This is a genomic window from Arthrobacter sp. SRS-W-1-2016, from assembly GCF_002009585.1.
GTDB classification, from domain to species: Bacteria; Actinomycetota; Actinomycetes; order Actinomycetales; family Micrococcaceae; genus Arthrobacter; species Arthrobacter bambusae_A.
On sequence record NZ_MTPV01000014.1, the window covers coordinates 85944 to 107333 of the forward strand.

20 protein-coding genes are annotated in these 21390 nt (G+C 65.4%); 7 read left to right on the forward strand and 13 right to left on the reverse strand.

Annotated features, from left to right (window positions below):
- The 6 genes from BMF89_RS03565 to rimP all read right to left on the reverse strand — a co-directional run bounded on the left by BMF89_RS03565 (position 1) and on the right by rimP (position 6552).
- A complete protein-coding gene (locus BMF89_RS03565; protein ID WP_078105697.1) occupies positions 1–486 on the reverse strand; it encodes a nucleoside deaminase in 486 nt (161 codons plus the stop codon).
- Between the two features lie 117 nt (positions 487–603).
- Complete coding sequence (gene rbfA, locus BMF89_RS03570; protein WP_078105698.1) at positions 604–1113, reverse strand: 30S ribosome-binding factor RbfA; 510 nt, start codon at positions 1111–1113, stop codon at positions 604–606.
- Positions 1114–1392: 279 nt separating this feature from the next.
- On the reverse strand, positions 1393–4230 hold the full coding sequence (gene infB / locus BMF89_RS03575) for a translation initiation factor IF-2 (RefSeq protein ID WP_078105699.1): 2838 nt from the start codon (positions 4228–4230) through the stop codon (positions 1393–1395).
- 152 nt (positions 4231–4382) lie between these two features.
- On the reverse strand, positions 4383–4724 hold the full coding sequence (locus BMF89_RS03580; protein ID WP_171983387.1) for a YlxR family protein: 342 nt from the start codon (positions 4722–4724) through the stop codon (positions 4383–4385).
- Positions 4725–4948: 224 nt separating this feature from the next.
- Positions 4949–5929: a transcription termination factor NusA gene (gene nusA, locus BMF89_RS03585; protein WP_078105700.1), complete on the reverse strand. Its 981-nt coding sequence runs from the start codon at positions 5927–5929 to the stop codon at positions 4949–4951.
- Positions 5929–6552: a ribosome maturation factor RimP gene (gene rimP / locus BMF89_RS03590; protein ID WP_078105701.1), complete on the reverse strand. Its 624-nt coding sequence runs from the start codon at positions 6550–6552 to the stop codon at positions 5929–5931. The genes nusA and rimP overlap by 1 nt, the downstream gene beginning before the upstream one ends.
- 167 nt (positions 6553–6719) lie before the next feature.
- On the opposite strand from rimP, the gene BMF89_RS03595 reads away from it, so the two are divergent.
- The 3 genes from BMF89_RS03595 to BMF89_RS03605 are packed head-to-tail and all read left to right on the forward strand — an operon-like array spanning position 6720 to position 9586.
- Positions 6720–7724 carry a DUF4439 domain-containing protein gene (locus BMF89_RS03595; RefSeq protein ID WP_253190684.1) on the forward strand — a complete coding sequence of 335 codons (1005 nt, stop codon included), beginning with the start codon at positions 6720–6722 and terminating at the stop codon, positions 7722–7724.
- Between the two features lie 51 nt (positions 7725–7775).
- Positions 7776–8504 (forward strand): VIT1/CCC1 transporter family protein, encoded by a 729-nt coding sequence (locus BMF89_RS03600; RefSeq protein WP_078105749.1) that lies wholly within the window; start codon positions 7776–7778, stop codon positions 8502–8504.
- 35 nt (positions 8505–8539) lie between these two features.
- Positions 8540–9586: an aminoglycoside phosphotransferase family protein gene (locus tag BMF89_RS03605; RefSeq protein WP_078105702.1), complete on the forward strand. Its 1047-nt coding sequence runs from the start codon at positions 8540–8542 to the stop codon at positions 9584–9586.
- Positions 9587–9637: 51 nt separating this feature from the next.
- On the opposite strand, the gene BMF89_RS03610 is transcribed toward BMF89_RS03605, so the two are convergent.
- Together BMF89_RS03610 and BMF89_RS03615 are read right to left on the reverse strand one after the other, a co-directional pair.
- On the reverse strand, positions 9638–10435 hold the full coding sequence (locus BMF89_RS03610) for a TSUP family transporter (protein WP_078105703.1): 798 nt from the start codon (positions 10433–10435) through the stop codon (positions 9638–9640).
- Positions 10432–12243 carry a proline--tRNA ligase gene (locus BMF89_RS03615; protein ID WP_078105704.1) on the reverse strand — a complete coding sequence of 604 codons (1812 nt, stop codon included), beginning with the start codon at positions 12241–12243 and terminating at the stop codon, positions 10432–10434. The genes BMF89_RS03610 and BMF89_RS03615 overlap by 4 nt, the downstream gene beginning before the upstream one ends.
- Positions 12244–12706: 463 nt before the next feature.
- On the opposite strand from BMF89_RS03615, the gene BMF89_RS03620 reads away from it, so the two are divergent.
- The 3 genes from BMF89_RS03620 to BMF89_RS03630 are packed head-to-tail and all read left to right on the forward strand — an operon-like array spanning position 12707 to position 14873.
- Positions 12707–13498 (forward strand): ABC transporter ATP-binding protein, encoded by a 792-nt coding sequence (locus BMF89_RS03620; RefSeq protein WP_078105705.1) that lies wholly within the window; start codon positions 12707–12709, stop codon positions 13496–13498.
- A gap of 8 nt (positions 13499–13506) precedes the next feature.
- On the forward strand, positions 13507–14250 hold the full coding sequence (locus BMF89_RS03625; protein WP_078105706.1) for an ABC transporter permease: 744 nt from the start codon (positions 13507–13509) through the stop codon (positions 14248–14250).
- On the forward strand, positions 14247–14873 hold the full coding sequence (locus tag BMF89_RS03630) for a TetR family transcriptional regulator (RefSeq protein ID WP_078105707.1): 627 nt from the start codon (positions 14247–14249) through the stop codon (positions 14871–14873). The genes BMF89_RS03625 and BMF89_RS03630 overlap by 4 nt, the downstream gene beginning before the upstream one ends.
- Positions 14874–14944: 71 nt before the next feature.
- Here BMF89_RS03630 and BMF89_RS03635 read toward each other — a convergent pair whose 3' ends face one another.
- The 5 genes from BMF89_RS03635 to dxr form a co-directional block, all read right to left on the reverse strand.
- Complete coding sequence (locus BMF89_RS03635) at positions 14945–15832, reverse strand: DUF4081 domain-containing GNAT family N-acetyltransferase (RefSeq protein ID WP_078105750.1); 888 nt, start codon at positions 15830–15832, stop codon at positions 14945–14947.
- Positions 15795–16961, reverse strand: a complete 1167-nt coding sequence (ispG, locus tag BMF89_RS03640) for a flavodoxin-dependent (E)-4-hydroxy-3-methylbut-2-enyl-diphosphate synthase (protein ID WP_078105708.1) — start codon at positions 16959–16961, stop codon at positions 15795–15797. The genes BMF89_RS03635 and ispG overlap by 38 nt, the downstream gene beginning before the upstream one ends.
- Before the next feature lie 66 nt (positions 16962–17027).
- Positions 17028–17321: a YciI family protein gene (locus tag BMF89_RS03645; protein WP_078105709.1), complete on the reverse strand. Its 294-nt coding sequence runs from the start codon at positions 17319–17321 to the stop codon at positions 17028–17030.
- Positions 17322–17354: 33 nt separating this feature from the next.
- Positions 17355–18686, reverse strand: a complete 1332-nt coding sequence (locus BMF89_RS03650; RefSeq protein WP_078105710.1) for a site-2 protease family protein — start codon at positions 18684–18686, stop codon at positions 17355–17357.
- 17 nt (positions 18687–18703) lie between these two features.
- Positions 18704–19888 (reverse strand): 1-deoxy-D-xylulose-5-phosphate reductoisomerase, encoded by a 1185-nt coding sequence (dxr, locus tag BMF89_RS03655; RefSeq protein ID WP_078105711.1) that lies wholly within the window; start codon positions 19886–19888, stop codon positions 18704–18706.
- Between the two features lie 38 nt (positions 19889–19926).
- On the opposite strand from dxr, the gene BMF89_RS03660 reads away from it, so the two are divergent.
- Positions 19927–21387 (forward strand): lipase maturation factor family protein, encoded by a 1461-nt coding sequence (locus BMF89_RS03660; protein ID WP_078105712.1) that lies wholly within the window; start codon positions 19927–19929, stop codon positions 21385–21387.
- The last annotated feature ends 3 nt before the right edge of the window (positions 21388–21390 follow it).

Consider the following 21390-nt stretch of genomic DNA (forward strand, 5'->3'; position numbering starts at 1 on the left):
TCAGTATTTGATCCGGTTCTTGTGCCCGCGCCAGGCGTCGAAAGGAGCGTCGGAGGCAGGGACCTCCTGATGTTGGACGGGCAGCAGTTCAGGCCTGTTGCCGTCGAAGTATTCGTAGAACACCGCATCGTCGAAGCCTGCGGCCGCGGCCCCGTGCCGGTCCGCGGCAAAGTAGACGCGGCTGACCCTGCCCCAGAGGGCGGCCGAGAGGCACAAAGGGCACGGTTCGCAGCTTGAGTAGAGCACCGAGCCGCTGAGGTCGAAGCTTCCCAGTTCGGACGCGGCCCGCCGGATGGCCACCACTTCGGCGTGCGCTGTGGGGTCGTTGTCGCGGGTGACCCGGTTGACGCCGTCATGGATCCGTCCGTCCGGGGTGACCACGACGGCACCGAAAGGGCCGCCGCCGTCGGCCACGTTTTGCACCGCGAGCCGCACGGCGTGCTCGAGGTAGCCTTCTGGACTCTGAGCTGCATCGTGCGCCGCCATGCTCCGATCTTAGCGACGACCCGTCATTCTGGCCCGGTTTTTCACGGTTAAACAAGCAGAGCCGGATCCGGCAGCTCGTGGGAGTTGCGGATCCGGCCCTACCCGGGAAGCGCTGGGCTACTTGCCGCCGTCTTCGTCGATGTCTTCATCGGCTCGGAGGTCGATGTCTTCTTCGTCAAAATCGTCTTCGTCGATGTCCGCATCCTGCGGGGCATCGCTCTTGTACGGGTCAGCATCGCCTGCGTGCTTGGCGCCGGCGGCCAGCGCGGCCACCTCGGCGTCGCGCTGCTTGGCGGTGCGCAGCAGCTCCTCAAGGTTCGAGGCGTTGACCGGAATGAGGTCGGCAACGAATTCCAAGGTGGGAGTCAGCCGCACGGTGATGTTGCGGCCCACTTCCTGGCGCAAAACACCTTTGGCCTTCTCAAGGGCCCTGGCAGCATCGGCCTGGGCAACTTCGTCACCGAAGACGGTGTAGTACACGGTGGCGTGCTGAAGATCATTGGTGACGCGGGCATCGGTGATAGTGATTCCCTCAACCCGAGGATCCTTGATCCTCCGGCCCAGTGCCTCAGCAACAACAACCTTAATCCGCTGCGCCAACTTGGCAGCGCGTGCCGGATCAGCCATTTCAACTCCTAAATTTTGCGTACGACGGCGCGTTAGCAACTTGCGTACTTAAGTTCTCAGTGCGCGACGCGCCTAGTGCGAGTCTACGACCGGCCGCCGAGTTCCTCGGAGGCCGTTGGAGCCGATATGGGGGCCCGGGAGTGGCATCGGGCCTGCCGGAGCTGGGTGGCTGACGTCGCAAGACGTCAGCCACCCAGCGTAGGGGCGGGGCCCCCATATCGGCGGAAAGGGCCGGGGCCGCCGGAAGAATCCAACGGCCCCGCCCTCTATTTTTCGACTTTAGACGCGCGGCTTTTCGCGCATCTCGAAGGTCTCGATGATGTCACCTTCGTTGATGTCGTTGTACGAGCCAAGACCGATACCACACTCGAAGTCCGTACGGACTTCGGTGGCGTCGTCCTTGAAGCGCTTGAGCGTCTCAACGGTGAGGTTGTCGCCGATGACCTTGCCATCGCGGCTGACGCGTGCCTTCGTGTTACGGCGGATGATGCCCGAGCGCACGATGGAACCGGCGATGTTTCCGAACTTGGAAGAACGGAAGACTTCGCGGACCTCGGCGGTACCGAGCTGGACTTCCTCGTACTCCGGCTTGAGCATGCCTTTGAGGGCCAGCTCGATGTCATCGATTGCCGAGTAGATGACGGAGTAGAAGCGCATGTCCACGCCTTCACGATCGGCCAGTTCAGCCACCCGCTCGGCGGGCTTGACGTTGAAGCCGATGATGATCGCGTTGTCCACCGTGGCGAGGTTGACGTCGTTCTGCGTGATGGCACCCACACCGCGGTGGATAACGCGCAGTTGAACGTCTTCGTCGCCGACGTCGATCTTGAGCAGGGCGTCCTCGAGGGCTTCGACCGCACCGGAAACGTCACCCTTGAGGATGAGGTTGAGGGTGTCGATCTTGCCTTCGGCCACAGCCTTGTCGAAGTCCTCGAGGCTGATGCGCTTGCGGCGCTTGGCCAGCGCCGCGTTGCGGTCGGCTGCCTCGCGCTTTTCAGCGATCTGGCGGGCCGTACGCTCGTCGGAGGTCACCAGGAAGGTGTCGCCTGCACGCGGTACGTTGGACAGGCCCAGGACCTGGACCGGACGGGACGGAAGCGCGACGTCGAGGGCGTTGCCGTCTTCGTCGAACATGGCACGGACGCGGCCGTGGGCCGTACCGGCCACGATCGTGTCACCGACGGCCAGGGTACCGGACTGGACCAGGACGGTGGCCACGGAACCGCGGCCCTTGTCCAGGTTCGCTTCGATGGCAATGCCTCGAGCGTCCTTGTCCGGGTTGGCGCGCAGGTCCAAAGCGGCGTCTGCGGTCAGCAGGACGGCATCGATCAGTTCGTCAATGTTGATGTTCTGGCGGGCAGAAACCTCAACGAACATGGTGTCGCCACCGTATTCCTCGGGAACCAGGCCGTACTCGGTGAGCTGGCCCTTGACCTTGTCCGGGTTCGCGCCATCCTTGTCGATCTTGTTGACCGCGACGACGATCGGCACGTTGGCCGCTTGTGCATGGTTGAGTGCTTCCACCGTCTGCGGCATGACGCCGTCGTCGGCTGCGACAACCAGGATGGCGATGTCGGTGACCTTGGCACCACGTGCACGCATGGCGGTGAACGCCTCGTGACCGGGGGTGTCAATGAAGGTGATGTCGCGCGGAGTGCCTTCGTGGACGTGGCTGATCTGGTAGGCACCGATGTGCTGCGTGATGCCGCCGTGTTCGCCGGCAACCACGTTGGTCTTCCGGATGGCGTCGAGCAGTCGGGTCTTACCGTGGTCAACGTGACCCATGACGGTGACAACCGGCGGACGCGGTTCGAGGACGTCGTCGCCTTCGGCTTCCAGTTCGGCATCGAGATCGATGTCGAAGGAGTCGAGGAGCTCGCGCTCTTCGTCTTCCGGAGAGACAACCTGTACCTTGTAGCCAAGTTCGGCGCCGAGCAGGCCGAACGTGTCTTCGTCCAGCGACTGGGTAGCCGTTGCCATCTCACCAAGGTGGAACAGCACGGTCACCAGTGCGGCGGGGTTTGCCTCGATCTTGTCGGCGAAGTCCGTGATGGACGAGCCTCGACGGAGGCGGACCACGGTGCTGCCGTCGCCGCGGGGTACGGATACGCCACCCAGCGACGGAGCACTCATCTGCTCCAGTTCCTGACGCTTTGCACGCTTCGACTTGCGCTGCTTGCCGCGTCCCGCGCCACCCTTGCCGAAGGCACCTTGGGTACCGCCGCGTCCGCGGCCGCCCTTGCCGAAGCCACCGCCGGCGGGAGCTCCGCCACCGGTGCCTGCGCCAGGAGCGCCGCCCGGACGGCCGGGGCCGCCACCGGGACGGCCAGCGCCACCCGGGCGGCCTGCGCCACCGGGAGCGGGACGCTCGGTGCGGTTGGGCATCATGCCCGGGCTGGGACGGTTTCCTGCGGGGCCGCCTGCGGGACGCGGAGCGCCCGGACGGGGAGCGCCGGGGCGCGGAGCACCCGGACGCGGACCACCGGAACCGGCTGCGGGGCGGGGACCGCCTGCGCCGGCCGCGGGACGCGGACCGCCGGGACGTTCGCCGTCAGTGCGGCCACCGGAACGCGGCATGCCCTGCGAAGTTGCGAAGGGGTTGTTGCCCGGACGGGGAGGACGCTCGCCGTCGCCACGGCCGCGGGGCATGCCCTGCGAGGTCGCGAACGGGTTGTTGCCCGGACGGGGGCCACCGGGCCGCGGAGCCTGGCTGCCCGGACGTGCCGGGGCAGGGGCTTCGGCCTTGGGGGCCGGACGGGCACCCGGCTTGGCGGAAACAGGGCTTGCCGTAGCTGCGGGAGCCGCGGGCGCTGCCGGGGCGGGGGTTTCAGCCTTGGGGGCGGGAACCGGAGCCTTGGGCGCAGCGGGGCCCGGAGCCGGGCGGGATGCTGCGGGTGCAGCAGGCGCAGCGGGTGCTGCAACGCGAGGTGCTGCCGGGGCAGCCGCCTTTGCGGCGCTGGCGCCAGGGTAGGCGTCGCGAAGCTTCTTCACGACCGGTGCCTCGATTGTCGACGAGGCGGAGCGAACGAATTCGCCCAATTCCTGCAGTTTCGTCACTGCATCTTTGGAAGTAATACCGAGCTCTTTGGCGAGCTCATGTACGCGGACCTTGGCCACATTTCTCCTGTCTCGGTCCGCACCGAGCCAGGCACGAACCGTCTAATTCTTACTGCGGGCCCCTGCCACGAACGCGGCGGATAGGCCCTGTGCAGAGCGCAACAAAATTGTCATCGTTGCGCACTCATCGCTGGGAACTCATCGGGTTTCCATCAGTTTTCTGACCCGCTTTCAGGTTTGGACGGTTTTCCTGCTTTCACGGGGGTGTCCGCAGGGGGTATGACTGCCGCCAGGTAGCTTTCGACGGCGGTGACTTCGCTTGCGCCCGCGAGGGCCCTTGAGAAAGCACGCCGTTTGCTTGCCAACGCCAGGCATGTGGTGCTGGGGTGCAGCCACGCACCCCGGCCAGCCATCCGGCGTCGTTCATCCACCAGGACGACGGGTGACCCGCCGCCTTCGGCGACAAGCCGGATCAACTCGCTCCGCTTGCCTTGTTTCCGGCATCCGATGCAGGTGCGCACAGGCTGGTGCCTGGTGTGAAGCAGTTCAGTCACTGGGTGTATCAACCTGCCTCAGTGTCTTTACCTGTCTTCTACGGTTCTGCTTTGCCCGGCGCGGGCCCTTGCCTTGTTGGGATTGTTGTCCCCACAAGTCGCGAGCACGCCAAAGCGCACGGATACCGGGCATAGGCCCGGTTCCATCTATTCTAAGCCCCCGAGGCCCCGGCCACCGAATCCACAAGGTGCGTGGATCCGGGGCCGGGTACGGTCTGGGGTATTTAGTTGCCCTTGGCCGGAGTGGCGTCAGAGACGATGTCGATACGCCAGCCGGTCAGCTTGGCTGCGAGGCGCGCGTTCTGGCCTTCCTTGCCGATGGCGAGGGACAGCTGGTAGTCGGGAACAACCACCCGGGCGGAGCGCGTGGCTTCGTCGGTGATCGTGACGGAATTCACGCGCGACGGCGAAAGGGAGTTGGCGATGAAGGTCGCCGGGTCTTCGCTGAAGTCGACGATGTCGATCTTTTCGTCGTTGAGTTCGGTCATGACTGCGCGGACGCGGGAGCCCATTTCACCAATGCACGCACCCTTGGCGTTGATGCCGGGGGTGTTGGCTTTGACTGCCATTTTGGTCCTGTGGCCGGCTTCGCGCGCCAGCGCCACGATCTCGACGGAACGGTCCGCGATCTCCGGGACCTCCAGCTCGAAAAGCTTCCGGACGAGGCCCGGGTGTGAACGCGACAGTGTGATGGAGGGTCCCTTGGCGCCGCGGTGGACGTCCACCACAAACGCACGCAGCCGGTTCCCGTGCGTGTACTTCTCCCCCGGCACCTGCTCGGGCGGCGGCAGCAAGGCTTCCACGGAACCGAGGTTCACCTGGATCATGTGCGGGTTGTTGCCCTGCTGGATCAGGCCGGCGACAAGCTCACCTTCACGGCCCTTGAATTCGCCGAGGACGTTGTCGTCCTCGACGTCGCGCAGGCGCTGCAGGATGATCTGCCGCGCGGTGCTCGCTGCGATGCGGCCGAAGCCCGCAGGAGTGTCCTCGAACTCGCCGATGGCTTCGCCGTCGTCGTCGATTTCCGTGGCCCAAATGGTCACGTGCCCGCTCTTGCGGTCCAGCTCGGCACGGGCCTTTTCGAAAGCGCCCGGCGTCTTGTGGTAGGCCACCAGGAGCGCCTGCTCGATGGTGGGAATCAGGAGGTCCAGCGGGATTTCACGCTCACGCTCCAGGAGTCTCAGCGCACTCATGTCAATATCCATTAGGCCTCCTCGGAAGGTCCGTTGTACTCGTCTTCCAGCACGGCCTCGTTGAGGTGGCTGAACTCTATCTCGACTTTTCCTTGGCGGATCCTGTCGAAAGGAATTTTCACGGGTTCGCCCTGCTTGGGCTTCATGCCCTTCTTGACCTCTTGCTCGGGAACCAGTGTGACGCCGTCGTCGTCGACGGACTGGATCCGGCCTGTCAGGTTCTCGCCCTGGATCACGTTGACTTTGACCATGCGTCCGCGTGCCCGGTGCCAGTGGCGGGGCTCGGTGAGGGGCCGTCCGACGCCGGGCGAGGAGACCTCGAGGTCGTAGGGGCGGCCGTCGGTGCGGGGATCGTTGTCCAGGATGTCCGAAAGGGCCCTGGAGATTTCAGCGATGACGTCCAGGCTGACGCCCCCGGTTTCCTCCTGGGGCAGGTCGATGACCACGTGGACTACCCGGTGCGAACCGGCAACCTGGATGGCAACATCCTCAAGGTAGAGCCGGCTTGCCAGGACGGCAGGCTCCAGAAGCGCCTTCAGCCTGCTCTCCTCGGGGTTGCGGACCTCGTGTTGTGCCGGACTCGTCGGATCCGTTCCAGCCTGGTCTGTTGAAGTCGTGGCTTCCGAATGACTCACTGGCCAGCCGCCTCCCGATAGATGATGTTGTGACTACTAGCTTAACGACATTTACGGCGGCGTGGTGCACGGTGCTTCTCCGCGGGAGACGCAAGTGGTCCGTGGGCGTGACACCATAGTCTGTTGTGAACCACGAGACTGTTGAGAAACCACGGAGCCGTCGCTGGATGAAAGGCCTCCTCCTGGCTTTCCTCGCAGTCCTCGTCCTCGGAGTGGGCGCCGTCCTTGTCCCGCGGGACGCCGGAAAGCCGCACGCGGTGCCGTTTTCCGAAACTGCCCGTTCCGCAGCGCTGTCGTCGACCGAGGCGCTTTTGGGCAGCGCCTCGGCTCTGGAGAGCACCGACACTGTGATGTTGCTGACAATCCAGACGCGCGCGCTGCTTCCGCTTCCCGGTTCGTCGCCATCGACCATGCCCTCGGCTTCCACCAGTCCCGGCGCCACCCAGGACCGCCCGACCCGGGCGGCCTTTGTCTCAGAACTCACCTCGAGCGCGTCCCGTCGCTTGGCGGACGCGGCGGACGCCGACGGCGGCATGGCACGGCTGCTTGCCGCCGTCGGGACCGCCCAGCTGCTTGAGTCATCGCGGCTGGCCGTGGCGTGGGGCTTGCCGGCACCGGCGACCCCGGCCGAGGCGAGTTCCGCCCCGACCCCGCCGCCAAGCTGCCCTGCATCGCCGGGTACGTCGACCACTGCACCGACACCCGGAACAGCGCCCACCACGGCAGATCTGCCGGCCGCCCTGGCTGCCGTCGTCAGCTCCGAGCAGGAGTCGATCTATGCGTACCAAGTGGCCTTGACCAGGCTGGACGCGAAGGCTTCCGCGACGGCAGCCACCTGGTTGGCCCGTCATCAGGAACTGCTCCGTGGAGCGGAAGCCCAGGGCAGGCTGCACTGCATCGCCACACCTCCGCGGGAAGCCGGCTATCGGCTGCCCGCCACTTTCGCCGCCAAACCCGCCCTGGCGCTGGGCAGCATGGAGTCCAGCTCGCTGACGGCCTATGCCGACCTCGTGGCGTTGTCGGACGGCGCGACGCGCCAATGGGCCATCGACGGGCTTGTCGACGCGGCCAAACGCAGCCAGGCCTGGGGAACTCCGGTTGGCCCGTTCGCGGGACTTTCCGTCGACGACGCGGCACTGCCGCCGCTGCCGTCAGGAACTCCGTCTCCATAGGAAAGCCTTTCTTTGCTGGCGGCAGCCCTCCCCGAGTGCTTGGCTTGTACCATGGCTTCCATCGAAACTGCAGCCCTTCATGAGAACGAACCACACGCCAACGACCTCGCCCACCGGCTCAACTGGCTTCGGGCCGGAGTCCTTGGCGCCAACGACGGAATCGTCTCCGTTGCCGCCATCGTGGTGGGCGTCGCCGGCGCTACGACGAATACCGGCGCCATCCTCACCGCTGGAGCCGCCGGGCTCGTGGGCGGTGCGGTGTCGATGGCACTCGGCGAGTACGTATCCGTCAGCAGCCAAAGCGACAGCCAAAAGGCACTCATCGAGAAGGAGCGCCGGGAACTCGCCGAGGAACCCGAAGAAGAGCTGGCCGAGCTGACTGCGATCTACCAGGCCAAGGGCCTGCGTCCTGAAACCGCCCGTAAGGTGGCCGTCGAATTGACGGAACACGATGCCTTGGCCGCCCACCTTTCCGCCGAATTGAACATCGATGAGGACGACATCGTGAGCCCGTGGCATGCGGCCTTCGCCTCCGCCATTGCCTTCACCCTCGGCGCGGTACTGCCCCTGCTCGCGATCCTGCTCCCGCCCCCGGGCCTGCGTGTACCCCTGACCTTCATTTCCGTGCTGCTCGCGTTGGCCATCACGGGAGCCCTTGGAGCATGGATCGGCGGCAGCTCGAAAACCCGTGCCGCCGTGCGGGTCGTCATCGGCGGAGCCCTTGCGCTGGCCGCGACGTTCCTGATCGGAAGCCTCCTGGGCTCCTCCGGAGTGGTCTGAACCACTCCGGGACCGGCTTGGGTAGTCTGACAGTGATGACTACCTTCGTTTCCATCCCTGGCGACCTCCAGGCACGCTACTCCCGCACAGCGGAGGGGCGCGCGTGGCTCTCAGGGCTGCCCGGGCTGATCAACGCGAGCCTGGAACGCTGGCAGCTGTCCGTCGACCTGGAACCCGGCGTGGAACCATGGAATGGCCATGGCGGCATCGTCATTCCGGTCCTCTACGACGGTGCCCGTTCGGTGCTCAAAATAGCGTTCCCGCACGAGGAGGCCCTCGTCGAACGGCATGCCCTGGCCCTGTGGGGAGGCAACGGAGCCGTCAGGCTGCTCGACGCCGATGCCGCCTCCTGCGCGATGCTCCTGGAGCGGCTCGACGCCGTCAGCTGGCTGCAGGGCGCCCGGATGGATGAAGCGCGCGACGTCTGGGGAACGCTCATGCGGGAACTCAGCATCGAGCCGGACGAGCGGTCCGAATGGAAAGAGTTTGAGCACATCGCGGCCCGGGCCGAACGCTGGAGCGACGAGTTGCCTGCCGATTGGGAGCACCTGGGCCAGCCCTTTCCCCGGTGGCTCCTCGAAGCCGCCTTGGAGGTATGCCAGACGCGGGGCGCAGTAGGTCGGCGCTCGGGCCGGGACGTGCTGGTGCATTGCGACCTGCATTTCATGAACATCCTCCCCCATCTCAACGGCTCCCCCGGTGGCGCGTTCAAGGGGGCCGGGTCAGCAGGCAAACGCGCCTACGTGGCGATCGATCCGCAACCGATGATCGGTGAGGCGGAATTCGCCGTCGCCCCGGTCCTATGGAACCGCATCCGCGATCTCTCCAGGACGGCGCCGGAAGTCGCCCTCCTGGAGCGCTGCGCGGATTTCAGCAGCGCGGCCGGCCTTGACGGCGAAGCGGCCCGGGAATGGAGCCTGGTCCGCGAGGTCGAAAACGCGCTGTCGTATGCCGGCAAACCACGCCATGAAGGCGATCTGGCGCGCTCCTTGTGGGTGGCCAGCACCCTTGCGGGACGGCCGCTGGACGGGCTGCCCGCCGCGCACGACCTTCCCGAACCGGGACAGGCCGCGTCGAATTAGCGTCAGACTTCCGCGGCTTCGCGCCGGCGATCGCTCCCGACGTCCGTAACGCTACGTGGCGACGTAGTCGTTCCAGACATCCATGCCGAGTTTGATGATCAACGCGCCGACGACGATCAGGAACACGATACGCACAAAGCCGCTGCCCTGTTTCACGGCGGTCCGGGCGCCCAAGTAGCCACCGGCCATGTTCGACAGGCCCAGCACTGCGCCGACGCCCCACAGCAGCGATCCGTGCGGCAGGAAGAACAAGAGGGCTCCGGCGTTGGTGGCCATGTTGACGATCTTCGCCTTGGCGCTGGCCTCGAGGAACGCATAGCCCATGGCGGAGACGAGGGCGATCACCAGGAACGAGCCTGTTCCGGGACCTATCAGACCGTCGTAGAACCCGATCACCGCCCCGATGGCGCACGCCACGACATAGTGCGTGTGGCCGTCGTGACGCAGGGCCGTCAACTCGCCTGCGTTGGGCCGCAGCGCGGTGAAGAGCGCGACGGCGATAAGCGCCACCACGATGATGGGTTTGAACACGTTCGCGGGAAGGTTGGCTGCCAGGACGGCACCGCCGAAACTGCCCGCGAGGGCAATCACCGCCATCGGGATGGCCGTCTTGAGGTCAGGGCCGACCCGGCGGTAATAAGTGACCGCGCTCGTTGTCGTCCCGAAGATGGAGCCCATTTTGTTGGTGGCCAGCGCCTGGACCGGGGTGATCCCCGGAACCAGGAGCAAGGCGGGGAGCTGGATCAGTCCCCCGCCGCCCACCACGGCGTCTATCCAGCCGGCAGCGAATCCGGCCACCACGATCATGATGAGCGTGGTGAGCTGGACCGACTCGAAGCCGGAGATCACTTCTGGCGTACGGCGTTGACCACGTAGTCGGCAGCCTTTTCGACTGCCACGTTCTCGGCCTCTCCGGTACGACGGTCCTTGATCTCCACAACGCCGTCCACCAGGCCGCGGCCGACCGCCACGATGGTGGGGACGCCCACGAGCTCGGCGTCGCCGAACTTCACGCCGGGGGAAACCTTGGGGCGGTCGTCGTAGATCACGTCGAGGCCGGCGGCTTCGAGTTCGGCGGAGAGCTTTTCCGCCGCCGCGAAGATTTCCTCGCCGCGTCCGACGGCGACCACGTGGACATCCGCGGGGGCCACGGAGCGCGGCCAGATCAAGCCACGGTCGTCGTTGTTGGCCTCGGCCAGGGCGGCCACGGCACGGGTCACGCCGACTCCATACGAGCCCATCGTGACCACGACCTGCTTGCCGTTCTGGTCAAGGACCTTCAGGTCGAGGGCTTCGGCGTACTTGCGGCCGAGCTGGAAGATGTGGCCCATTTCGATGCCGCGCGCAGTCTCCAAGGGACCGGAGCCGTCCGGGGCTTCGTCTCCCGCGCGAACCTCGGTGCATTCGATGACGCCGTCCCAGGCGAAGTCGCGCCCGGCGACGAGGCCGAAGACGTGCTTGCCGTCTTCGTTCGCGCCGGTGACCCAGCTGGTGCCCGGGACCACCCGGGGGTCCACCAGGAAGAGCAACTTGGACGTGCCTTCGAGGCCGAGCACGGCCTCGCCGAGGACCAGGCCGGGGCCGATGTAGCCCTTGACGAGTTCCGGGATCTTCTTGAGGTCGTCCTCGTTGGCCGCTTCGAGGCCGATCTCTCCGGCAATGGGCAGGAATGAACCGATGTTGGCTTCGACGCGCTTGAGGTCCACGGCGCGGTCTCCGGGGACGCCGATGACCACGATCTGGCGCTCACCGGTGGGCAGCGTGACGGCGAGGACCACATTCTTGAGGGTGTCGGCGCCAGTCCAGGCGCCGCCGTCGGAATCGCTGCGGGGAGCGAGCTGGTTGGCGGCCGCCACCAGGGTTTCGATGGTGGGCGTGTCAGGCGTGTCCAGGACGCGTGCTGGAGGCGCGTTGCTGAAATCGATGTCGGCCGGGACCACGGTGGTCACGGCTTCGACGTTGGCCGCGTACCCGCCTGCCGAGCGCACGAAGGTGTCCTCGCCGATCTCGGTGGGGTGCAGGAACTCCTCGCTCTTGGATCCGCCCATGGCGCCTGCCGTGGCGGCGACGGGGATGACCTCAAGGCCGAGGCGCTCGAAGATTTTCAGGTACGCGGCGCGGTGGGCCGCGTAGCTCGCGTCCAGGCCGGCGTCGTCGACGTCGAAGGAGTACGAATCCTTCATGATGAATTCGCGGCCGCGGAGGAGCCCCGCGCGGGGACGCGCTTCGTCGCGGTACTTGTTCTGGATCTGGTAGAGGCTCAGCGGCAGGTCCTTGTACGAGGAGTACAGGTCCTTGACCAGGAGGGTGAACATTTCCTCGTGGGTGGGCGCGAGAAGGTAGTCGGCACCCTTGCGGTCCTGGAGCCGGAACAGCCCCTCGCCGTATTCGGTCCAGCGGTTGGTTGCCTCATAGGGTTCCCGGGGCAGCAGCGCCGGGAAGTGGACTTCCTGGGCGCCGATGGCGGCCATTTCCTCGCGGATGATCTGCTCGACCTTGCGCAGCACACTCAGTCCCAAAGGCAGCCACGTGTAGATGCCGGGCGCGGCACGGCGGATGTAGCCCGCGCGGACCAGGAGTTTGTGGCTTGCGACTTCGGCGTCGACGGGATCTTCACGCAGGGTGCGCAGGAACAGCTGGGAGAGGCGAAGGACCACGGGGCAGAATCCGTTTCTATGGCAAGAGCTGGCAAAAACTACTGTGTACCAATCTACCGGCTTGCGGCCGGTGAACCTGCCGCTGCCACTCCCCTGGGTTCCTCCCCCAAGGCAGGAGAGGCCCCGAACGAAGAGGAGCCACGCCATGGTGCGAGGAAGCCCCTGGCCGCTGGGCGGCTGGTCATCCTGCCATGGCGTGGCTCAGCGGCCGCTCGGCCGCTCGCGCTGTCTTGGAGGCTCAGTGAGACCTGTCGGATGCCTTCAAAAGATCAACGCTTACAGTCATTTGTCTGTGTTTCCTCTCTGAAACCATCCGCGCCCCAGCGACACGGCTGATTTGAACTTATGTGATTGCGGACACTTTTTTCAAGGGCTTGGACTTATCAATTTTTTGTTGACGCCAACCGGTTGCGGGCCTACCTTTTATTCATCACCTGATGAATAAATTATCCCGGAGGCGACGATGTCCCACAGTGTACCAGGAAGTAATGCGCCGGGCAGGCCTCCGGCGGTCAAAGCGGAAGGCCTGCACGTCACCCGCGGCCATAAAAAGATCCTGCGCGGCGTGGACTTCGCCATGGAGACCGGGCGGATCACGGGCCTGCTCGGACCCTCCGGGAGCGGCAAGACAACCCTCATGCGCTGCATCGTGGGGGTCCAGCGACTCACCGCCGGCAGCGTGGAGGTATTGGGCCGACCTGCCGGTACGCCGTCCTTGCGGCACGACGTCGGATACGTCACCCAGGCACCGAGCGTCTACACGGACCTCAGCGTCGAAGCGAACGTCAGGTATTTCGGAGCCATGCACGGCGTCTCGGCGGCCGACACCGCGGAGGCGATTGCCGCCGTCGGGCTCGAAACGCTGGCACGGCAAAGGACGGCGGACCTGTCCGGCGGCGAATTCAGCCGGGTCTCGCTGGCCTGCGCGCTCGTCTCGCGTCCCAAGCTGCTGATCCTCGACGAACCGACGGTGGGTTTGGATCCCGTCCTGCGTGCCGAGCTGTGGGAACGGTTTGCCGCCATGGCCGAAGCCGGCACCACCCTGTTGGTGTCGAGCCATGTCATGGAAGAGGCCTCGCACTGTTCATCGCTGCTCCTGCTCCGCGAAGGTTTGCTGCTCGCGCAGCTCAGTCCGGCGGAACTCAGCGAGCGGGGCCACAGCAACGACTTGGAACAGGCCTTCCTGCACATCATCCGGGAAACAAGCGGCGTCCCGAATCGCCGGAGTGCCAACGAAAGCCAGGTGGCGTCATGAATCCACGGATGATGTTTGCCACCACCAGGCGGGTTTTGGACCAACTGCGCCACGACCACCGAAGCGTCGCCCTCATCATGGTGGTTCCCGCCCTGCTCCTCACGGGCGTCTACTATCTCTTCGAGAACGAAACCCTGCCTCCCGGATTCCCCCGGACCTTTGACCGTGTGGGACTCATGATGCTGGCCATTTTCCCGTTTGTGGTGATGTTCCTGGTCACGTCGATCACGATGTTGCGCGAAAGGACCTCGGGAACGTTGGAACGGCTCCTGACGACGCCCATCCACAAAGCCGATCTCCTGTTCGGCTATGCGTTGGCGTTCTCCATCATGGCCGCTCTCCAATCCCTTGTCGCCACGGCTGTGGCCTACTGGATCTTCAACCTGGACATCAGGGGCGGTCCGGGTTTTGTCGTGCTGATCGCCGTCATCAATGCCGTGCTGGGCGTCGCGCTCGGCCTCTTGTGCTCAGCCTTTGCACGGACCGAATTCCAGGCGGTGCAGTTCATGCCCGTCGTGGTCATACCGCAGATCCTGTTGTGCGGGCTTTTCGTGGCCAGGGACCACATGAACAGCCTCCTGGAGGGCATCTCCAATGTGCTGCCGCTGACGTTTTCGGTCGATGCGCTCCAACAGATCGCCGACAACACCGAAGCGACGCAAACCATGTGGCAGGATGCCGGGATCATGGCGGCGATCGTCATCGGAGTATTGGTCCTGGCATCGTTCACCCTCCGACGGCGGACCTCGTGAGCGGCGCCTTGCCTCCCCTGCGGCGGGGACGCCGGAGCGGCGGCAGCGACTCCCGCGAACTGATCCTGGCCACAGCGCGCCGGCTCTTCGCCGAGCACGGTTTCGACGGGACGAGCCTGCGGCAAGTGGCCCGTGAAGCGGAAGTGGACCCGGCCATGGTCCACCATTTCTTCAAGGGCAAGGACGAGCTTTTCGCCCAGAGCATCGAGCTCCCCGCGGATCCCGACGAGGTCCTTGCCGGCGTCGAAGAACTCGATCCTGGGCAACGCGCCGAAGCAATCGTCCGCGCCGTGTTGCGGCTGTGGGAAAGCCCGGCGCAACACGGGCTTGTCGCCTTCGTCAGGGGAACGATCGGTTCCAAGGCCAAGACCGCCTTGCTGCGGGAGATGGTGGCGAGGACCATCCTGTCCAGGATCACGGCGGGCCTTCCCGGCTCCCCCGAGGAGGCGAAAATGCGCGGCAACCTCGTTGCCACGCAGGTAGTGGGGCTCATGCTGATGCGCTACGTGGTCCGGCTGGAACCGTTGGCTTCGGCTTCCCGGGACGAGGTGGTCCGGCTCGTGGCCCCGAACGTCCAGCACTACCTCACCGGCGAGCTCTCCCACCCAACTGACTCGCAGTAGATGTCGTTATGAGCCCTCAAAACGACAACAACTGCGAGTTAGTTGGGCCGGTCAGTACAGGGTTGGGCCGGTCAGTACAGGACCGTGGCGAAGGTTCCGAGGCGTTGGAAACCCACCCGCTCGTACGTGGCGCGTGCCCTGGTGTTGTATTCGTTGACGTAGAGGCTCGTGATCGGCGCGAACTTCTGCGCCAGGACCACCACTCCCGCCATGTACCCTGCGCTGAGTCCTTGGCCGCGGAACTCGGGGTTCATCCACACGCCCTGCACCTGGGTGGCCTGGGCGGTGACGGCCCCGAGTTCGGCTTTGAACTTCACCGTCCCGTCCGCGTTGATGTGCACCAGGGAATGGCCTTGCCGGATCAGTCCGGACACCCGGCGGCTGTAGAAGTCCTCGCTCCCAAGAAAAGGTGAATACCCCACTTCTTCTTCGAACATGGCGGCACAGGCGGGCAGGATCCGGTCGAAGTCCGCGATGTTGCCGAAGCCGAGCTGCGGATTGGCGTCGACGGCGGGGGGTCCCGCTATTGCCAGGAGCGGTTGGTCGGCACGTACCTCGTGGGCGAAATGCCCCAGTTGCTCCAAGCGGGAATGGAGTGCCAGCACGGTCTCCGCGGGCCCGAAAATCGAGGCATAGCGGCGGCCGGCCCGGTGTGCAACCGCTGCAACGCGTGGCGCCAGCTCGGGGTCCAGCTGCACCGGAACCAGGTTGGCGCCGGCCCAGCAGGCACCCACCAGGGCGTCGCCGTCGAACACTCCGAAGACGCTCGCGCCGCCGGACGTCGGTGCGGCGCTCCCCGACGAATCGAGGTGCGCCAGAATGAAGACGTTCGCTACGGGGTCTTCCATCGCGAGCACGCGAAGGGCCCGGGTGTCGGCAGCGCCGAGCACCCGGACGGAAATCCCATCGGCGGCTGTCTCGCTACGAGACGCTAACCACGGGGCTACCCTTGACAGCATCTTCGCCATCGGCCTCCCCCATCTCTTCGGCGATACGCATGGCCTCTTCGATCAGTGTCTCAACAATCTGGCTCTCGGGGACAGTCTTAATGACTTCGCCCTTCACGAAGATCTGTCCCTTGCCGTTTCCGGACGCCACACCAAGATCGGCTTCACGGGCCTCGCCCGGTCCGTTCACCACGCAACCCATGACGGCGACGCGCAGCGGAATCTCCATTCCCTCAAGCCCGGCCGTGACCTGCTCGGCCAGTGTGTAGACGTCCACCTGGGCGCGTCCGCATGACGGGCAGGAGACGATTTCGAGCTTGCGGGGGCGCAGGTTGAGTGACTGCAGGATCTGGTTGCCGACCTTGATTTCCTCAACAGGCGGCGCGGAGAGGGACACGCGGATGGTGTCGCCGATGCCCCGGGACAGCAGCGCACCAAACGCCGTGGCGGACTTGATGGTGCCCTGGAAAGCCGGTCCGGCCTCGGTCACGCCAAGGTGCAGGGGCCAGTCGCCCTTTTCGGCAAGCATCTCGTAAGCCGCCACCATGATGACGGGGTCGTTGTGCTTGACGGAGATCTTGAAATCGTGGAAGCCGTGTTCCTCGAACAACGAAGCTTCCCACACGGCCGATTCCACGAGGGCTTCCGGGGTGGCCTTGCCGTACTTCTTCAGGATGCCGGGCTCCAGGGATCCTGCGTTGACGCCGATCCTGATCGACGTGCCGTGGTCCTTGGCGGCCTTGGCGATTTCCTTCACCTGGTCATCGAACTTGCGGATATTGCCCGGATTGACGCGCACCGCGGCGCAACCGGCTTCGATCGCGGCGAAGACGTACTTCGGCTGGAAGTGGATATCCGCGATCACGGGAATCTGGGACTTGCGGGCGATGATCGGCAATGCCTCGGCGTCGTCCGCGGAGGGGCAGGCGACACGCACGATGTCGCAGCCGGACGCCGTCAGCTCCGCGATTTGCTGCAGCGTGGCGTTGATGTCCGTCGTGGGCGTGGTGGTCATCGATTGCACGCTGATGGGTGAATCGGAGCCGACGCCGACCGACCCCACCTTGATCTGGCGGGTCTTGCGGCGGGGCGCGAGAACGGGGGGCGGGGCTGACGGCATTCCCAGGCTGACCGAGGTCACGTGGACTCCTTGGGTTGAAATGGGTGGATCGTGGGGCCGGAGTCCGGACTCCGGCCGGTCAAGCTGCTAGGAAGCGTGGGCGGAGAGCATTCCGATCACGGGGTTCCACTCCGATGTCCGGATGCCTGCAATCCCGCGGACGGCGGCGAACGGATCCTCCTTCAGCGTGGCGTTCAACTCGGACTCGTCGGCGGCCTCGAGCAGCAGCAGCGCACCAGCGCCGTCGGTGTAAGGGCCGCTCGCCAGCAGGGTTCCCTGCTCGGCGAGGCTGGCGAGCCAGGCACGGTGGGCGGGGCGGTTCGCGTCGCGCACCTCGGCGGACTCGGCGTCGTACACGTACTCAACAGCGAAAACAGTCATATGGATAGCCTATCCCCCCGGCACAATTCAGCATCAGCCAAAGAGGTTGACGGGCTTGACGATGTCCGCATAGATCAGCAGTGCGCTCATGGCCATGAGGACACTCGCCACGACGTAGGTGAGCGGCAGGAGCTTGGCGATGTCGAAAGCTCCCGGATCCGGTTTGCCGAACAGCTTGGCGATCCGACGGCGGGCTCCCTCGTAGAGCGCGCCCGCAACATGTCCGCCGTCGAGCGGCAGGAGCGGAACCAGATTGAAGATGGCGAGCGCGAAGTTCAGTCCGGCGAGGAGCCCCACGAGGGCCCCGATGCGCGATTGCAGCGGAACCTGGTCCATGGCAGCCACTTCACCGGCCACCCGGCCGACGCCCACCACGCTGATGGGGCCATTGGGATCTCGCGGCTCGGAACCGAAAGCCGCCTGCGCCACGCCGACCACCCTCGCGGGCAGGTTGAGGATGACTCCGGCAATCTGTTTGATGTTCTCGCCTGCCATCGGAAGAACGGTCGACGCCGGTTGGGGCACCATGGCGGTCTGCGCACCGATGCCAAGGAACCCGACTTGCTCGTACAAGGGCTTGCCGTCCGCGCCCTTGGCCTGCTGGCCGTTGTCCCCAACGACGGGGCGCGCGGAAAGCACCGGGGTTACTTGCGTGGTGACGCTCTTGCCGCCACGATCCACGGTGATCTGGACAGACTTGCCGGCGGATGCCCGGATCCAGCCGCTCATTTCAGCCCAACTCGTCACGGGCTTGCCATCGAAGCTGGTGACGACGTCGTTGGGCTGGAGCTTGGCCACCGCAGCCGGGGTCAGCTGGCAGTTCGGGGAGTTCGGATCGACGGTCTCACCGGCCTTGACCTGGCACTTGGACACTTCGGCAATGGTGGTGGTGGCCGAGGACACTCCGAAGCCCATGAGCAGCACCGCGGTCAGGACCAGGCCGATGAGCAGGTTCATGGCCGGGCCACCCAGCATGATGATGACCTTCTTCCAGACCGGCAGCCTGTAGAAGACCCTGTTCTCGTCCCCGGGGCCAACTTCCTCGTGCGCCGCGGACCGGGCCTCGGTGGCGAGCGTCTGGAACATGCCGGTGCTGGACGGCCTGACGCTGCCGTCTTCCTTGTTGGGCGGGTACATGCCGATCATGGCGACGTAGCCGCCCAACGGGATGGCCTTGACGCCGTATTCGGTCTCGCCTTTCCGCTTGGACCACAGGGTAGGGCCGAAACCAATCATGTATTTCGTGACGCGCACTTTGAACAGCTTGGCGGGAACCAAGTGCCCCACCTCATGCAGCGCAATGGAGACAGCCACGCCGATCGCGACGAAGACGACTCCGAGAATGAACAGAATGACGGGATTCATGCCTTAAGTACTGCTTCCTAAAGGGTGCTGTTGGCTAAACGATCGTGGGTGCGCGTGCGTGCCCACCTCTCAGCATCCAACACGGAGTCCACTGTCAGCTCCAAGGATCCTGAATGTTCGCTGAGCACGGACTCCACCGTGTCCACGATGTCGGTGAACCGGATCCTGCCGGCGTGGAAGGCCTCCACCGCTTCCTCGTTGGCCGCGTTGAAGACCGCCGGGAAGGTGCTCCCCTGCTTCGCTGCGTCCTTGGCCAGTTCCACCGCCGGGAAGGCTACCGAGTCGAGGGGCTCGAACGTCCAACTCGCGGCCCGGCTCCAGTCGCAGGGCTTTGCGGCGCCGGGCACGCGGTCCGGCCACCCGAGTCCGAGGGCGATGGGGAGGCGCATATCCGGCGGAGAAGCCTGGGCAATGATGGAGCCGTCCACGAATTCCACCATGGAATGCACCACGGATTGCGGGTGCACCACGACGTCGATCCTGTCCAAGGGGACGTCGAAGAGCAAGTGGGCTTCGATGACCTCCAGCCCCTTGTTGACCAGGCTGGCCGAGTTGGTGGTGACCATCAGGCCCATGTCCCACGTGGGGTGGGCAAGGGCCTCGGCCGGGGTGACGTCGCGGAGTTGCTCGCGGCTACGGCCCCGGAAAGGTCCGCCGGACGCCGTCAGGATGATTTTCCGGACCTCTTTGTCGGTTCCCGCTCGGAGGCATTGGGCGATGGCGGAGTGCTCCGAATCCACGGGCACGATCTGGTCGACGGCGGCCGCGGCCTTCACCAGTGCGCCGCCGACGATCAGGGATTCCTTGTTCGCCAGGGCCAGGATCGCGCCGGACTTGAGGGCTGCCAGCGTGGGCGCCAGGCCGATGGATCCTGTGATGCCGTTGAGCACGACGTCCGCTTCGATCGCGGCAATCTTGGTGGACGCATCCGGCCCCGTGATGATCGCCGGATCGTAGTTCCGGAGCCCGGCGGCAGAGGCCGCAGCGCCGATGAGTCTCCGGAGTTCATGGGGATCGCCGTAGGCAATGCCGACTGCCTGGGCCTTGGTGTGGACAGCCTGCCGCGCGATGAGTTCAAGGTTCCCGCCGCCCGCGCTCAGTGCCACGACCTCGAAGAGATGCGGGGCGGCGTCGACGACGTCAATGGCTTGAGTGCCGATGGAACCAGTGGACCCGAGGAGGATGATCTTGCGCGGCTGCATTGCTTAAGTATCCCGCACCCCAGGCGTAGCGTTGGTTTGTGGACTGGGTCTCGTGGTTCGAGGCGCCGGACTATGAATTCGCCCGGCAGGTGCTACAGCGCGGCACGGCCGCGCTCTATTTCATCGCGTTCCTGTCCAGCCTCAACCAGTTTCCCGCGCTCCTCGGGGAGCACGGGCTCCTGCCTGTTCCGAGGTACGTAGACGTCCACAGGGTCTTGCGCAGGCCCAGCCTGTTCCGTTGGAAGTATTCGGACGCGTTGCTCCGGGCCGTGTGCGCTGCCGGGCTAGCCGTGTCCCTGACCCTCGTGGGCGGGTTGCCGCAGCTGGGCCCGCCGTGGCTTCCCTTGGCGGCGTTCCTGGCGTTGTGGTTGCTCTACATGTCGATCGTCAACGTCGGACAGACCTTCTACGGCTTCGGCTGGGAGATGCTGCTGTTGGAAATGGGCTTCACTGTGGGCTTCCTCGGTTCGGATCAGACTCCCCCGCCGAGAACCATCCTCGTCCTGCTCGTGTGGCTGCTGTTCAGGCTCGAATTCGGCGCGGGCATGATCAAGATCCACGGCGGAAGCGAGTGGCGTGATTTAACCGCCCTGTACTACCACCACGAGACGCAGCCCATGCCGGGGCCATTGAGCCGCCAGGCGCATCTGTTGCCCAAGCCGTTGCACCGGATGGAAGTGCTCGGCAACCACTTCGCCCAGCTGGTGGTGCCGTTCTTCCTGTTCGCCCCGCAGCCGCTGGCCACCATTGCCGCCGGAATTGTCGTCTTCACGCAGCTTTGGCTTGTGGGGAGTGGAAACTTCGCGTGGCTCAATTGGTCCGCGATCGTGCTCGCCTTCGCTGCGGTGGGCGACCGGGAGGCCCATGCCGTGCTGCCCTTCATACCGCGACAGCGGTACCCGGCCACGGCTCAGACCCCGGTGTGGTGGCTCGCCGTCGTCCTCGCGGTGACGGTGCTCCTCGTGGTGCTCAGCTATTGGCCGGCCCGCAACCTGCTCTCTCGGGGGCAGCTCATGAACGCCAGCTTCAACCGGTGGCAATTGGTCAACACCTACGGGGCGTTCGGCACGGTGACAAGGCACCGGGTGGAAATCGTGGTGGAGGGCACCCAGGCCGATGTTCCGGTCGACGAGGCGGATTGGCACGAATACGGCTTCAAGGGCAAGCCCGGCGACGTCCGCCGGCTCCCCCGACAATGGGCGCCGTACCACTTGCGGCTCGACTGGCTGATGTGGTTCCTGCCCTTGCGCACGGTGCACGAGGAATGGTTCTACGCGTTCCTGGGCAAACTGCTCGACGCCGATCCGCCCACTTTGCGCTTGTTGCGCCAGGACCCGTTCGACGGCGCGCCGCCGCGTTGGGTACGGGCGCGCAGCTTCCTGTACCGCTTCGCCACGAGGGCCGAGTTCCGCGAGACTGGGCAGCGCTGGATCCGCATGGAGCTCTACGAGGTCATCGCTCCGTTGTCCCTGCCGAAGTCACGACGGCGCGGTCAATAGCGC